The sequence below is a fragment of the Streptomyces sp. NPDC091289 genome (assembly GCF_044757365.1).
Taxonomy (GTDB): domain Bacteria; phylum Actinomycetota; class Actinomycetes; order Streptomycetales; family Streptomycetaceae; genus Streptomyces.
The window spans coordinates 461,119-475,069 of the sequence record NZ_JBIVUT010000001.1 but is presented as its reverse complement, the minus strand read 5'-3'; the positions used below and the strand labels follow the sequence as shown (position 1 = coordinate 475,069).

Sequence of the window (13,951 nt, the reverse complement as noted above, 5' to 3'; positions counted from 1 at the left end):
CTGGACGTGGCCCCGGCCGGGCTGCGGATGAAGCCCCGGCCGGTGTGGATCGTTCTTCCGCCGACGACCCTGCCAGGCGCCCCGCACCGGGTCAGGCCGTCCGGACCCCGGATCGAGGGTGTACTCAGGCCCCCCGCACGGGGTTCCCCAGAGCCCTCCGCAACACCGCGATCTGCTCGGCGGCCGCCCTGCGCGGGAGGGTGAGCCGGGGGAGCACCCCGTCGAACCCGTGGAACGCGCCGGGCCACAGATGGAATTCGGTCGACACCCCGGCGGCGACCAACCGGAGTGCGTACCGCGCGCATTCGTCCCGGAAGACCTCCAGCTCGCCGACGTCGACGTACGCGGGAGGGAGCCCCGACAGGTCGGTGGCACGGGCCGGCGCCGCGTACGCGGGCACCTCGTCGCCGCCCGCGAGCGGGCCGAGCAGCGCGGCCCAGCCGTAGAGGTTGTTGGCGCGCGGCCAGGTGACCGGCTCGGTGAACTCCCGGCTCGAAGCGGTGGTGTTGCGGTCGTCCAGCATCGGGCAGAGCAGCAACTGGAAGGCGAGGTGCGGCCCGCCGCGGTCCCGGGCCAGCAGGGCCGTGGCGGCGGCGAGCCCGCCGCCGGCGCTGATCCCGCCGACCGCGAGGCGCTCCGGGTCGATGCCGAGCGCATCCGCCTGCTCCGCCGCCCACCGCAGCGCGCGGTAGCAGTCCTCGACGGGCACCGGGTAGGGGTGCTCGGGCGCGAGCCGGTAGTCGACGGCCACCACCGCGCAGCCCGCCTCCAGGACGTACGCCGAGATCCGGGCGTCGTCCATCTCGGGCGTACCGAGCACCATGCCTCCGCCGTGCATCCACACCAGGCAGGGCAGCGGCCCGGGTACGGCCCCGACGGGCCGGTGGAACCGGACCCGCACGGGGGCGAGGCCCTCCGGCCGGTGGTCGGTCACCCGGACGCCCTCGGCGGGCGGCGGGAACACGGTGGCCGCGCGGGCGGAGCGCAGCGCGGCCAGTTCCTCGCGGGTGAGGCCGTCGAGGACGGTGCGCGGCAGCGGGTCGGCGGCCATCGCCGCGGCCATCTCGGGGTCCAGACGGGGATCGTGCGACATCGGGCGGAGCCTTCCTGGGAACCCCGCGACCGCGCCCCGGCGCCGGGTGCCGGGGCGCGGTCGCGGTCGCGGTCGCGGACCTGTGCGTCGGATCAGCGGTCGGCCGCCGTCAGCCGCGTGCGACGGCGATCGACCCCCCGAGCCGGTCGCCCGCCTCGTAGACCAGGTAGGGCACGCCCCGGTCCGTCCCGAAGCTGGGCGAGGCGGCGCGCCCGTTCTCCGGGGCAGCGCTGCCGGAGTCGTAGAAGACCCCGAGGTGGTCCCGGCGGGAGAAGTCGTTGCCGACCTCCGTGATCAGGATGTTCCCGCCGTTCTCCTTGCCGGTGTGATAGACGACGTACGTGCTGCCGCCCCGGGTCAGCAGGTGCGGGCCGCTGAGGTTGTTCACGCCGACGTCGGAGTGGCGCACCAGCGGCTGCTGGGCGAAGGTCCAGTCCCGGCCGTCCTTCGACCAGCCCCAGGCGATGTCACGGTGGTTCGACTGGTTGTTGATCATGAAGAGCATGACGTACCGGGCGTCGCGCGCGGGCAGGTCGTGCCGGAACACCCGTGCGTAGGACGTCTCGTTGGTGCCCGCCGGCAGCATGTCCTTGGTCAGCACGGTCCGGTCGTACGTGAAGGAGATGCCGTCCTTGGAACGGGCGAGCCGGGTGGTGTGGTTCTCGCCGTGGAAGTAGAGCCACAGCTCCTTGACGTCCTCGTTCCACAGGACGTGCGGCGAGGAGACATGGCTGACCTTGTAGTGCGGCTGCCAGTCGTTGGAGACCAGTGGGTTCGCCGGGTACTCGGTGAACGGACCCTCCAGCGAGTCGCCGTACGCCAGGCAGATGCCGCCGGGCGCGTCGTGCGGGGCGTAGTAGAGGTAGTAGCGTCCCAGTGGATTCGCCAGCTTGTCGTAGACGCCCCGGATGCACGGGAAGATGATCTCGCCCGTCGGGTTGTACGTGAGCTGGGAGGGCGTCAGAAGCGGCTTGAGGTGGCGGTAGTCGGGGAAGCCGCCCGGGGCCGCGGCGGCAGGGGCCGCCCCCGCGCCGGTGGCGATCAGTCCGGCGGTCGCCGCCGTCCCGGCGATCGCGCCGCGCAGGAAGATTCGGCGGCTCGGCAGGAACGCGCCGGATGCGGCCGGGGTGGTGTCCTCGTGCGGTGTCATGTCGTTCTCCGTCCCGAAGAGTTGAGCGATCACAGACAGGTGAGCGATCACAGATAGCTGGCGGCGGTGACGCAGAAGCCGCCGAGCGCCACGGCCCAGACGTACGGCAGGGTCCGCAGCATCACCTGCTGCGGTGTCACCCCCGCGTACTGCGCGCTCCACACGGTCTGCGTACTGGTGGGGTCCGACACCCCGAAGACCTGGTTGTACGAGGTGGCCAGACCCAGCACCGCGACGGCCGGGTAGATGCCGGCGGCGATGAGGACACCGGCGATGCCCGCGCCGAGACCGAAGACGTTCAGCGGCCCCCGGTACAGGCAGAGCGGCACGAGCAGCGTGAAGACCAGCACGAACAGCACCGGGTTCTGCGGGCTGACGGCCTTGACCAGCGGCTCCAGCGACTCCACCGCACCGGGCAGCTTCACCGCCGCGAGCAGGATGCCGATGGCGATGAACAGGACGATCGGGGCCGCCGCGACCTCGAAGGAGCCGTACAGCGTGCGCAGCAGCCGCTTGTTCATCTCGCGCGGCCGAGTGGTCGTGACCAGCGCGAACAGGATGCCCGCCAGCATCGAGGGCAGGATCGCGACCTCGAAACCGAGGGCCAGGACCAGCGGCACGACCGGGGTGAGCAGTGCGTACCACGGGGCGTCGCCCAGCTGCTTGCGGCGCGAAACGGGCTTGGCGGAAGCCGACTTGAGCGACCAGGCGTGCTCGACACCGCGCCTGCGCGTCTCGATGAGGACGAAGAGGACGGCGGCGGCCAGCGCGAACGGGAAGAGCTTGAACATGAAGCCGCGCACCGTCTCGACCGGCAGTTCCAGCGCGGTGGAGAAGAACTGCCAGATGGGCAGCTCGAACGGCATGCCGGCGGCGATGCCCATCAGGATCGTCCCGGCGGCGGTGACCTTGGGGATGCCGACGGCGATCATCGCCGGGATGCCGATGATCCCGGCGAGCATCGCCGCCGGAGCCGAGCCGGTGACCGTGCCGACCAGGGTGGAGACGGCGAGGACACCGAGGGCGACCACCACCGGCCGGTCCCCGCCGAACTCGACGATCTTGCGCACCAGGGTGCCCGCGATGCCGGTCTCGTCGAGCAACTTGCCCAGCCAGGAGCCGAGCAGGATCGCGATCATCGTGGCGGCGAGAGCCGGTGCGCCCTCCTGGACGACCGTGTCGAGCACGCTGTTCTCGCCGGTCAGCGGGGCGCCCGCGACGAACGCGATGACAACGGCGAGGATGACGAGCGCGAAGGCGGTGGGCAGCTTGCGAGTGAGCATCGCGGCGACACCGGCCGCCATGACAAGAAGGATGACGACGCCCATGGCGTTACTTCTCTCTTCCGTGCGGGGATCCGTGTGCGGACCCGTGCCGCGGCTCGGCCGCGGTGGCCAGAGCGGCCGTCAGCAGGAGCGGACTGCGGCCCAGACCGCAGACCGTGCGGGCATGGGCGTGGGCGGCGATCTCGTCGGCGCCCGCGACATGGCCGTACAGGGTGTGCCGGCCGGCGCGCAGCACCACGTGGTCCAGGGCGCGCTTCAGCGACTTCTTCGCCGGACCGTGGTGGAGCCGCTCGTGCACCGCCTCGTGCGCGACCGCCGCCGCCCGGACCGAACCGGCCGGATACCAGTGCCGCCAGCCGAGCAGGTCGATCAGCTCGTCGGCGAGCGCCAGGGTGTCGGTGAACAGCTCGACGGTGGGCACCGGCCGCGAGGTGTAGCGGGCCAGGAGCCCCTTCGCCAGGCCACCGTCGCTCTCCACGATCCGGGCCGTCGAGGCGACCGGCGGGAGCGCCGCGCCGAACGCGTCGGCCGTACGGGCCCAGTGGCGCAGCAGCTTCGGATCGCGCCCCTCGTGCGTGGGCGTGTTCGCCAGCAGCCGTACGCCGAACTCGACGTCGTCGTCGGCCTCCAGGACCGCGATGGCGGTGCGTGCGGCCCGGTCGAGCAGGGCGGCCGTCATGAGCGCACCTCCACGACCGCGACGACCGGTTCGTCGGCGGCGCGGGCGCGCAGCTCGCTGCGGGCGAGCGCCAGCAGCGGATCCGGGTCGATCACCCCGGACAGATCGGCGATCCGGGACCCGAGCAGGAGCCGCAGCGCCGGGGCCCGCACCCCGCCGTCCCCGTACGAGGTGGCCTCCTTCACCAGACCGGCCAGCACCTCCGGAGCCCGGCCCACCGTGGTCGTCTCGACCCGGGCGTCCGGCGCGTGCAGCCGTACGACGCCGTCCGCGTCCACGACCCGCACCGGGTGCCGGTCCGCCCGGAACCGGCGGCGCACCTCGGTGCCGTACACGGTGTGGGCCGGCGTGCCCGCGAGGACCCGCACCGAAGTCGGATCGGCCCGCAGGCTCATCGCGGCGGCGCGCAGCCGGTCCGCCTCGTCGGCCCGGTGGGCGCGATCCTGGGTGCGCAGCTCGGTCGCGCCGGTCGCCACGGCCCGTACGGTGCTGGTCTGCGGATCGACCGTGACCTCCACCTCCACACCGTCGGCGGCGGCCCCCTGGGCGATGACGGCGGCCTCGGCCTCCGCGCGCACGGCGAGGATCTGCTCCTGCCCCGCCCCCGGAATGATCCGCTCGACCTGCTCCCGGATGAGGGCGAGCGCCACACCGATGGGGCTGATCACCTCGTTGTGCTGGGCGATCCGGCCCTCCTGGCCGGTGACGGCCGCCAGATGCGGGGTGACGGAGGCAGCGCCGCCGCCCCCGCCGACCAGCAGCGCGGTGTCCTTGTCCAGCCGGTAGTCCCGCATCATCGTCTCGACCACGGACCTCACCTGATCGGTGCCCGCGTCCAGAAGCTTCGTCGCCGCCGTGGCGACATCGGTGCCGAGCGCGGCGGCCAGCGGGGCCAGCGCGGCCTTCGCCACGGCCGGATCGCACCGGGCGAAGTCGCCCTCCGGCACCCGGCCCAGCGCGTTCGCCGCACACGTCATGGTGATCGCGAAGCGGCCCCCGGCGGCGTCCAGCACCGCGTAGTCGGCCGGGTCGTCCGCCATCGGCCGGATCGTGGAAAGGGTCGCGTCGCGCAGATCGTCCACCGTCGAGAAGCAGGCGTACGGCAGCCCCGCGATATGCGCGCTGCGCGGCCCGACGCCGACGACCTTGCCGCCGTCGACGCGGACCATCGACCCGCCGCCGACCCCGACGGTCCGTACGTCGAGCGCCGAGAGGTACGACGTCCGGCCCAGCATGGTGGCGTGCCGGACGGCGACCTTGCCGCGCCGCACGACGCTGATGTCCGTGGACGTGCCGCCGGTCTCCAGGAACAGACCCTCGCTGATGCGCTCCTGCATCAGCGCCCCGGCGACACCCGCCGCCGGTCCGGACAGCACCGTCAGCAGCGGTCTGCGCCGCATCTCGTCCAGCGACATCACCCCGCCGTCGCAGCGCATCACCATCAGCGGCGCGCTCACGCCCGCCTTGGTGATGGACGCGTCGACCAGATCGGCGGTGGCGAGCATGCGGGGCAGGATCGCGGCGTTCACCACGGCGGTCCGGGTCCGCTTGTGGAGCCCGTACAGCGAGGTGATGTCGTGCGCGGCGGTCGTGGGCAGCCCCCGCTCCTCGGCGGCGGCCACGACCGCGTCCTCGCCCTCGGGCCGGTCGACGCTGAACGGCTGGCTGGCGACGACGACTTCGGCGCCCTGCCGCACGACCGCGTCGAGCGCGGCACGTACGGCGGGCGCGTCGTCCGGGTCGGCCACATGCCCGTAGGCGAGCGGCAGCCGCTTGCCGGGCGTCAGCTCCAGCTTGCGGAACGCGGCCAGCCGACGGGTCAGCGAGGCGCTCGGGCCCGCACCGATGCCGATCAGTCCGACGGTGGCGACGTCGCCCTCCAGCAGGGCGTTGGTAGCCTGTGTGGTGCCGTGGGCGAGGAACGTCACGTCCTCGGGCGTGTGGCCGGTCTGCTCCAGCAGACGGTCGAGAGCTTCGACGATGCCGTGGGCGACACCGTCCTCGTGATGGTGGCTGGTGGGTACCTTCACCTGCCCCAGCAGGCTCAGGGTCGTGGCGTCTACGGCCACGGCGTCGGTGAAGGTTCCGCCCACGTCGATGCCGACGCGTATGCGGTGGGTGTTCATGGCTGGGCACCTCCTTGTGCGGATGGCAGGGCGAGGGCGGCAGGTCCGGGGCATCGCGAGAGGTCCGGGCCTGGGGCCGGGCGGGTACAGGTGGAGCTGCGCCCGCCCGGCGCTCCGCGCGCACCCTGGGGGCCGTGCGGTGAAGCGGGTGATGCGTCGGTCGTCCTCCGCGCCGTCCGTCGTGCGCGGACGGGGTCAGTAGCCGCGTACGTCGGGCCAGTGGCGCTGCACGCCGTCGCGCTCCAGCAGCCGGGCGAACACCTCGAACCGCTTGTCCTCGGCCTGGACCTGATGCGGTTCGACGCTGTCGGCGACACAGTGCGCGGCCAGCGCGCCGGCGACCTCGCCGATGTTCCATTCCACCGGGTGGAGCCGGTAGCAGCCGTTGGTGATGTGCGTCGTGCCGATGTTCTTGCCGGCCGGCAGCAGATTGCGGACGCGGCGCGGGACGAGCGCGCCGAGCGGGATCTCGAACGGCACCGAACCGATGTCGATGTAGTTGTCGCCGCCGGTCGAAGGATGCAGGTCGATGCGGTAGTTGCCGACGCCGACCGAGTCCCGGTAGCGGGTGCCGCCGTACGGGCCGACGATGTCGATCGAGACATCGTGCTCGGTGACCGTGGTGACGGCCTTGATCCGCCGCGACTCCCGTACGTAGGGGGCCTTCGCCAGACCGTCCGCCGTGCCGGTGACGTCCGGGCGCAGCCGCAGACCCGGGAATCCCGTGCCGCCGTCCGCCCGGGGGGCCTCGGTCTGGAGCCAGTACAGGACGGACAGCGACAACTGGCGCGCCTCGGCGAGCGCGGCCGCCGAGGTCTCCTCGCCGCCGCCGATCAGTGGCTTCAACCAGTAGTCGTTCAGAGGCCAGTTGACCAGGGTGATGTCGGAGTCGAACGCGCCGGGCCGGTGCAGCTTGCGGGCCAGGATCCGGCGGAATCCGAACAGCTCCTTGTCACCCGCGTCGGCGGACTGGTCGGCGCTGACGTCCAGCGGATCCAGCTCCGGATTGGGGACGAAGGTGCGCGGGACGGCCTCCAGGCTGCGCGGGTCGGGGGCCAGGAAGCCGAGCAGCGGACCCGGCCAGAAGTCCGGCTGATAGGTGCGCCAGAAGTCGTAGTCGGCCGGGCGCTCGATGGTGTGGTCCTCGCCCTCGTGGTGCGAGAGCGCGAAACACACCGTGATGCCCTGCTGGTTGAGGGGCTGCGCCTCCTCGGGGGCGTGCGGTTCGTCGAACTCGCTCCGCGCCTCGGCGCCGATGACGTGCTCCACCCCCGCGAGTTCGAGGAGTTCACCGGTCTCGGTGGCGTCGATGACGTAACGGGCGCTGATAGTCAGCCGGTTGCCGCCGCGCGGATCGGCGAGCGTCACGGACCGCACGGTGTCGTCGTCGCCCGCCTCGGCGGCCACCGGCCGGTGTTCGGTGAGGAGCGTCAGCCGCCCCGAGGAGCGGTGCGGCGCGAGCATGCCCTCCATCACGGTCAGGGCGACGCGCGGCTCGTGGCACAGCTTGCTGACGCGCCCGGCGCCCGGGTTGAGGTTGCGCAGCGCCAGGGCCTCGGAACGCATCGGGTACCACTGGCGGTAGTAGTCCCGGATGGAGTCGCGCAGGGTGCGGTACGAGGCGGTGGTGCCGAACTCCTCGACCCACGGGTGCTCGTCCGGCGGAACCGCCTGCGAGGTGAGCTGGCCGCCGATCCAGTCCGTCTCCTCGGTGAGGACGACGGTGCGCCCCGCCCGGCAGGCGGCGAGAGCGGCGGCCACGCCGCCCAGTCCGGCGCCCACGATGAGGATGTCGGGTTCGGATATCACGGTTCTCCTTGAAGTGCTGTGTGAACGTGGTGCGTTGATGCGCGGTGCGACCGCCTCCGGAGGCCGGGTCGGAGATGTACGGGGCGTCGGAGATGCCCGGGAGTCGGAGATGTACGGGGTGTCAGAGACGTACGGGGGCCGGGCCGGCCGTCTCGCCGGGCCGGAAGGTGCAGGCCACCAGGGGCTCCGTCGCCTCCTCCCCGGCCACCAGCGCGGCGAGCATCCGCACGGCGGCCGCGCCCAGTTGGGGCCGGGGGACGTCGAAACCGGTGGGGACGGGCCCGTCCGCCAGATCCGGCGGGGGGCTGCCGAGCAGGGCGAGCGAGGCGTCGCGGGGGCAGTCGATGCCGACGAAGTGCGCGGCGCCGTGCAGGGCGCGCCAGGCGTCGCCGGTGTCGGTCTCCTCCGCGACGAACGCGGTCACGCCCTCGTCGAGCCAGCCGCGCAGCCGCTCGGCGGTCAGGTCGCGCTCGGGGTCGGCGGAGCGGAAGACGGCGGCGGGACCGCCGGGCAGCCCCGCCTCCTCCAGGCCCTTGAGGAAGCCGTGCTCGCGGTCGGTGGACGCGGGGGCCTCGTCGTCCTCCCGTACGAGCACGATGCGCCGGTGCCCGAGGGCCGCGAGGTGCGCGACGACCTCCTGGGCCCCGCTGATGTAGTCCGCGCCGACCCAGGCCAGCCCCTCCAGCTCGTCCCGGCGGCCCAGGTGGACCACGGGGAAGCCGTCGGCGACCAGCCGCAGCAGTTCGTCGGCGGGGGCGTGGCGGCCGAGGAAGAGACAGCCGTCGGCGAGCCGCACCCGGTTGAGGGCGTTCGGCCCGGCGGCCCCCGCGCCGCCCGTGCTGGAACCGGTGAAGAGCACCAGGTCGTAGCCCCGGGCCGCGGCCTCCTGCTCGACGCCGACCAGGAAGGGGTAGTACGAGTGCTGGACGTCGGTGGGGAAGGTGGACGTGAAGCTGAAGACCCCGAGCAGATTGTTCCGTGCGGCGGCGAGCCGGCTGGCGGCCGGATCCGGCACATAGCCCAGGGCCCGCACCGCGTCGAGCACCTTCTGCCGGGTCTCCTCGGAGATCGTGGCGCCCTGCTTCCGGGCCCCCAGCACCAGCGAGACGGTGGCCTGCGAGACCCCCGCGAGCCGGGCGACCTCGGCCTGGCGCGGCCGGGACGTACGGCCCGCCGGGGCGGGCGCCCGGCCCGGGCGGGACCGCTTCCTGGGTTCTTCCACGGTGTTCCTCCGGATCACTAATGCGTATTACTAATGCGCATTAGTGAGTACTGTGAACCTCCGTTCCGCACGGGTCAAGGGATCGCGCAAGACTTCTTTCGGCCGTGTGGGTACAGGCCTGTGCGTGCGGGGTCACCAGTCGTGCACGGTCCCGTCGTGGAGCCGGTTGACCGGCAGATAGGCGGGCGCGTACGGGTGGGCGGCGGCCAGCTCCTCGTCGAGCTCCACCCCGATACCGGGCGCCTCGCCCGGGTGCAGACAGCCGTCCGTGAAGGTGTAGGCGTGCCGGAACACCGCCTCGGTGAGCGGGGTGTGACCGGAGTACTCCTGGATGCCGAAGTTGTGCACGGCCAGGTCCAGATGGACGGCGGCCGCCATTCCGACCGGCGAGATGTCCTCGGGACCGTGGACGGCGCTCTTGATCTGGTACTGCGCGGCGAAGTCGAAGAGCTTGCGCAGCGGGGTCACGCCACCGAAGTGGGTCACCGCCGAGCGCACGTAGTCGATCAACTGCTCGGTGATCAGGGCCTGGTAGTCGTACACCGTGTTGAACACCTCGCCGACGGCCAGCGGCGTGGTGGTGGACCGGCGGACGAGGCGCAGCGCCTCCTGGTTCTCGGCCGGGGTGCAGTCCTCCAGCCAGAACGGCCGGTAGGGCTCCAGGTCCTTGCCGAGCCGGGCGGCCTGGATCGGGGTGAGCCGGTGGTGGGCGTCGTGGAGCAGCGGCAGTTCGGCGCCGAACTCCGCGCGTACCGCCTCGAAGACGGCTGGCACATGGCGCAGATACGCCGCGGTGTCCCAGTCCTCCACCAGCGGGCGGGCCTGCTGGTGGAGGACCGGCGCGCCGGTGTCATCGGTGGCCGACACCCCGTACACCGCCTTGAGTCCGGGGATGCCGGACTGGATGCGGACGGCCGGATAGCCCTCGGCGAGCCGGGCCCGTACGGAGTCGAGCAGCTCGGGGATGTCCCGGCCGTTGGCATGACCGTACGTACCGATCCGCTCCCGGCTCGCGCCGCCCAGCAACTGGTACAGCGGCAGCCCGGCGGCCTTCGCCTTGATGTCCCACAGCGCGACGTCCACGGCGGCGATGGCGGCCATCGTCACCGGACCGCGCCGCCAGTACGCGCCCCGGTACAGCGACTGCCAGGTGTCCTCGACGCGGTGCGGGTCGAGGCCGATGAGCAGCGGGGCGACATGGTCGGTGAGGTAGCTGACCACCGCCAGCTCCCTGCCGTTCAGGGTGGCGTCGCCGAGGCCGGTGAGCCCTTCGTCGGTCGTCAGCTTCAGGGTGACGAAGTTGCGGCCGGGGCTGGTGACGACGACCTTCGCGTCGACGATCTTCATGCGTGTGCGCTCTTTCCGCAGGTGGGGTCGGAGGTCGGGGGAGTGGGGGTTCAGCCCCTGGTGTCAGCCCTTGGTGGCGCCGGACGTCAGCCCGGCCACCAGGTACTTCTGGCCGAGGACGGCGGCGAGGACGACGGGCACGGTGATGAGGGAGGCGGCGGCCATCAGACCGCCCCAGTCCGTGCTCGCGTAGGAGATGAAGTTGAACAGGGTGACCGGCACGGTCTGGGTCCGGTCGTCGGAGAAGACCAGCGCGAACATGAAGTTGTTCCAGCTGAAGACGAAGGCCAGCAGCGACGCGGTCGCGGTGCCGGGGGCGGCCAGCGGCAGCGAGATGCGCCAGAACGCGCCGAAGGCGCTCAGCCCGTCGGTGCGGGCGGCCTCCTCCAGCTCGACCGGCAGCCCCGCGAAGAAGCTGATCATGATCCACATGATCAGCGGGACCGAGACGAACATATGGCTGAGGATCAGCACCGTGTAGGAGCCGACCAGGCCCATTCGCGCGAACAGGTAGTACCAGGGAACCAGCAGCGAGATCGCCGGGACGATCCGCGCCACGAGGATCACGGAGCCGGTGCGGTGCATGGAGAACCGGCCCACCGCCCACGCCGCCGGGACGGCGATCACGGCGGAGAGCACCGTCGAAACCACGCCGACCAGCAGGGAGTTGCCCATCGAGCGCACGATCTGGCCGGCCTCGACGACGGCGCGGAAGTTGTCCAGCGTGGGCGTGAACCACAGCCCGACCGAGGGGTCCGTGACCTGCACATTGGTCTTGAAGGCCGCGGCGAACATCCACACGAGCGGCAGCGCGAAGACGAGCGTCACGAGCGTGATGGCGATGCCGCGCAGCCACGAGCCGTACGGCCGCCCGGGCCGGGGCCGGGCGGGGGAGAGGGTGGCACTCATGCGTTCTTCCTTCCGCCCCGGCGGCGCAGCAGCACCACGACACCGATGATGAACAGCGTGAACAGGACCAGGACGGCGGCGGCCAGGCCGTACTCCTGGTAGTCGAAGGTCAGCCCGTAGGCGTAGACGTTGAGGGTCTCCACCTCGAAGTCGGAACCACCGCCCGCGCCCTTGGTGGCGTAGAGGATGTCGAAGGTCTTCAGCGCGTCGACGGCGCGCAGCACCAGCGCGGTGGCGAGCGTGGGCCCGAGCATCGGCAGGACGACGTACCGGAAGCGCTGCCAGGCGTTCGCCCCGTCGACCAGAGCGGCTTCCTCGGGCTCCTCGGGCAGCGTGGTGAGCCCGGCGAGCAGCAACAGGGTCATCATCGGCGTCCACTGCCATACGTCGATGAGCATCAGCGTCGGCAGCGACTGCCCGACCGAGCCGAGGAACTCCTGCCGGGGCACGCCGACCGCTTCGAGGAGGTGGTTGGCGATGCCGTTGGTGGGGTCGAGGATCAGCAGCCACAGGATGCCGATCGCGACCGGTGTGGCGAGCAGCGGAACGATGAGCACGGTGCGGACCCAGCGCATCCCCCGGAACGGCTTGCGCATGAGCATCGCCAGGGCGAGCCCGAGCACCGTCTCCAGCACCACCGCGCCGACGGTGAAGACCAGGGTGCGGCGGGCGGCGGGCCAGAACCGGCGGGTGTCGCCCAGCGCGTCGGTGAAGTTGCGCAGACCGACGTGGGCGCTGTCGGCGTTCACCGCCCCGAAGGCGTCGGTGAGGCTGAGATTCAGCGTGAAGACCAGCGGAAAGACGATCATCAGGCCGACGAAGAGGACCGCCGGGGCGAGCATCGCCCACTTGAGCCGCCGGTTGGCCTGCTCGAAGGTCCGCTGCCGCCGCCCGGCCCCGGGCGGCGTCGGGTGTGCCGTACGGACGGCGGAGCCCCGGGTGGCTTCTGCGGTCCCGGTGGCCCCGACGGCCTCGGTTGCCTCGGTGGCGGGCATCAGGACTCCTTGTGGCGGTTGTCGCGTACGAGGAAATCGGCGAACTCCGCGTCCGCGTCGCGCACGACCGGCCGGACGGACTGGCCGAGGATGCCCGCGACCAGCGGACGGCCGACGATGTCCCGGGCGCGGCCGACCTGGAGGACGCGGGGCCGGTCGTGGCCCACGCCGCGTTCCGCGTTGAGCCGCATGGCCTCGGCCAGCTCCGGCGGGAAGGCGGCCAGCGTCTTCGGGTCGGACCACACCGAGGAGCGGGCGCCGGGTATGCCCTCCGACTGGAGCGCGGCCGACATCTCGGGACCGGCGGCCCACCGGATGAACTCCCAGGCTTCGTCGCGCAGTCGGGAGAAGGTGTTGATGCCGAGGCTCCAGGAGGGAATGTTGTGCGGTCTGGCCCCGGCCGGCCCGGCGGGGAAGGGGGCGAAGCCGACGGTCTCGCGCACCCGGGACACCTTCGGGTCGAGGAAGCTGCTGTAGATCGCGTCGGCGTCGACGAAGAAGGCGGCCTTGCCCTGCGCGAAGATCGGCATCGCCTGTTCGAGGCTCATGTTGGTCGCCCCGGGCGGCCCGGAACCGGCCAGTAGCCGGCCGTAGTACTCGTACGCGGCGACGGCCTCGGCGCTGCCGATCCCGGACTTCCCGTCCACGACGAAGTCCCCGCCGTGCGAGTAGAGGAAGCTCGACCACTGGGACACCGCGCCGCTGCGCTGGCCCCGGCCGACATACCCGTAGAACCCGTCCTTCCGCCGGGTCAGCTCCCGCGCGGCCTCCATCAGCGCCTCCAGGGTGCGCGGCGGCCCGCCCAGGTCCGCCACCAGGTCCTTGCGGTAGTAGAGCGCGGGGCGTTCGGTCACCACCGGGACGCTCAGCACCTTCCCGGCCGTGACCGACGCCTCGCGCGGGGCCTCCTGGAAGTCGTCCCAGGCGAAGTGGGCGTCGTCGGCGACCCGGTCGCTCAGGTCGGCCAGCCAGCCGTTGTGCCCGAAGAGCAACTGCTCCTGGAGCGCGCGGACCATCATCACGTCCACATCGGTGCCCGAGGCGTTGAGCTTGACGTTGTAGCTGCTGGCGAGCTGGTCGGCGGTGAGCAGCGTCATGGAGACCCGCCGCCCGATCCGCTCCTCGAACTCCGCGGTGCGGCGCTTGACCGCCTGGGACCAGACGTGGTTGATCGCCATGATCCGCAACGGTGCGTCGGCCGAGGGCGTGCCGCCCCCTCCCGAACAGGCGCTCAGCGCGCCCGCCCCGGCCGCCGCCGCGACCCCTGCGGCGAGCCTGCCGAAGGCGCGCCGGCTCAGGGGCTGGCTGCTCGTGGACATCCTCGTCCTCGTTTCT

Annotated in this window: 11 protein-coding genes; all 11 read right to left on the bottom strand. The window is 72.1% G+C overall.

The window, feature by feature from the left end; all coding sequences use genetic code 11:
- Positions 1 to 124: 124 nt before the first annotated feature.
- The 11 genes from ACIQPT_RS02020 to ACIQPT_RS01970 all read right to left on the bottom strand — a co-directional run bounded on the left by ACIQPT_RS02020 (position 125) and on the right by ACIQPT_RS01970 (position 13,935).
- Positions 125 to 1,093 carry an alpha/beta hydrolase gene (locus ACIQPT_RS02020; RefSeq protein WP_401151509.1) on the bottom strand — a complete coding sequence of 323 codons (969 nt, stop codon included), beginning with the start codon at positions 1,091 to 1,093 and terminating at the stop codon, positions 125 to 127.
- A gap of 109 nt (positions 1,094 to 1,202) precedes the next feature.
- Positions 1,203 to 2,243: a hypothetical protein gene (locus tag ACIQPT_RS02015; RefSeq protein ID WP_401151506.1), complete on the bottom strand. Its 1,041-nt coding sequence runs from the start codon at positions 2,241 to 2,243 to the stop codon at positions 1,203 to 1,205.
- A 47-nt stretch (positions 2,244 to 2,290) separates the two neighbouring features.
- Positions 2,291 to 3,571: a TRAP transporter large permease subunit gene (locus ACIQPT_RS02010; RefSeq protein WP_401151504.1), complete on the bottom strand. Its 1,281-nt coding sequence runs from the start codon at positions 3,569 to 3,571 to the stop codon at positions 2,291 to 2,293.
- A gap of 4 nt (positions 3,572 to 3,575) precedes the next feature.
- Complete coding sequence (locus ACIQPT_RS02005; RefSeq protein ID WP_401151501.1) at positions 3,576 to 4,208, bottom strand: hypothetical protein; 633 nt, start codon at positions 4,206 to 4,208, stop codon at positions 3,576 to 3,578.
- Positions 4,205 to 6,334: a hydantoinase/oxoprolinase family protein gene (locus ACIQPT_RS02000; RefSeq protein ID WP_401151499.1), complete on the bottom strand. Its 2,130-nt coding sequence runs from the start codon at positions 6,332 to 6,334 to the stop codon at positions 4,205 to 4,207. The genes ACIQPT_RS02005 and ACIQPT_RS02000 overlap by 4 nt, the downstream gene beginning before the upstream one ends.
- 195 nt (positions 6,335 to 6,529) lie before the next feature.
- A complete protein-coding gene (locus ACIQPT_RS01995) occupies positions 6,530 to 8,143 on the bottom strand; it encodes an FAD-dependent oxidoreductase (RefSeq protein WP_401151496.1) in 1,614 nt (537 codons plus the stop codon).
- A 121-nt stretch (positions 8,144 to 8,264) separates the two neighbouring features.
- Entirely contained in the window at positions 8,265 to 9,365 is a 1,101-nt protein-coding gene (locus tag ACIQPT_RS01990) for a LacI family DNA-binding transcriptional regulator (protein WP_401151494.1), read from the bottom strand.
- A gap of 132 nt (positions 9,366 to 9,497) precedes the next feature.
- Positions 9,498 to 10,712, bottom strand: coding sequence for a D-mannonate dehydratase ManD (gene manD / locus ACIQPT_RS01985; protein WP_401151491.1), 1,215 nt, complete (start codon positions 10,710 to 10,712; stop codon positions 9,498 to 9,500).
- Between the two features lie 63 nt (positions 10,713 to 10,775).
- Positions 10,776 to 11,621, bottom strand: a complete 846-nt coding sequence (locus tag ACIQPT_RS01980; protein WP_401151488.1) for a carbohydrate ABC transporter permease — start codon at positions 11,619 to 11,621, stop codon at positions 10,776 to 10,778.
- Positions 11,618 to 12,616, bottom strand: coding sequence for a carbohydrate ABC transporter permease (locus ACIQPT_RS01975; RefSeq protein ID WP_401151485.1), 999 nt, complete (start codon positions 12,614 to 12,616; stop codon positions 11,618 to 11,620). The genes ACIQPT_RS01980 and ACIQPT_RS01975 overlap by 4 nt, the downstream gene beginning before the upstream one ends.
- Positions 12,616 to 13,935, bottom strand: coding sequence for an ABC transporter substrate-binding protein (locus tag ACIQPT_RS01970; protein ID WP_401151482.1), 1,320 nt, complete (start codon positions 13,933 to 13,935; stop codon positions 12,616 to 12,618). Before ACIQPT_RS01970 ends, ACIQPT_RS01975 begins: the two co-directional genes overlap by 1 nt.
- Positions 13,936 to 13,951: the final 16 nt, after the last annotated feature.

What these genes read in the sequence shown, in the direction of transcription:
- ACIQPT_RS02020 (WP_401151509.1), bottom strand. Translation starts at nt 1,093, where the DNA reads ATGTCGCACGATCCCCGTCTGGACCCCGAGATGGCCGCGGCGATGGCC.
- ACIQPT_RS02015 (WP_401151506.1), bottom strand. Translation starts at nt 2,243, where the DNA reads ATGACACCGCACGAGGACACCACCCCGGCCGCATCCGGCGCGTTCCTG.
- ACIQPT_RS02010 (WP_401151504.1), bottom strand. Translation starts at nt 3,571, where the DNA reads ATGGGCGTCGTCATCCTTCTTGTCATGGCGGCCGGTGTCGCCGCGATG.
- ACIQPT_RS02005 (WP_401151501.1), bottom strand. Translation starts at nt 4,208, where the DNA reads ATGACGGCCGCCCTGCTCGACCGGGCCGCACGCACCGCCATCGCGGTC.
- ACIQPT_RS02000 (WP_401151499.1), bottom strand. Translation starts at nt 6,334, where the DNA reads ATGAACACCCACCGCATACGCGTCGGCATCGACGTGGGCGGAACCTTC.
- manD (WP_401151491.1), bottom strand. Translation starts at nt 10,712, where the DNA reads ATGAAGATCGTCGACGCGAAGGTCGTCGTCACCAGCCCCGGCCGCAAC.
- ACIQPT_RS01980 (WP_401151488.1), bottom strand. Translation starts at nt 11,621, where the DNA reads ATGAGTGCCACCCTCTCCCCCGCCCGGCCCCGGCCCGGGCGGCCGTAC.
- ACIQPT_RS01975 (WP_401151485.1), bottom strand. Translation starts at nt 12,616, where the DNA reads ATGCCCGCCACCGAGGCAACCGAGGCCGTCGGGGCCACCGGGACCGCA.
- ACIQPT_RS01970 (WP_401151482.1), bottom strand. Translation starts at nt 13,935, where the DNA reads ATGTCCACGAGCAGCCAGCCCCTGAGCCGGCGCGCCTTCGGCAGGCTC.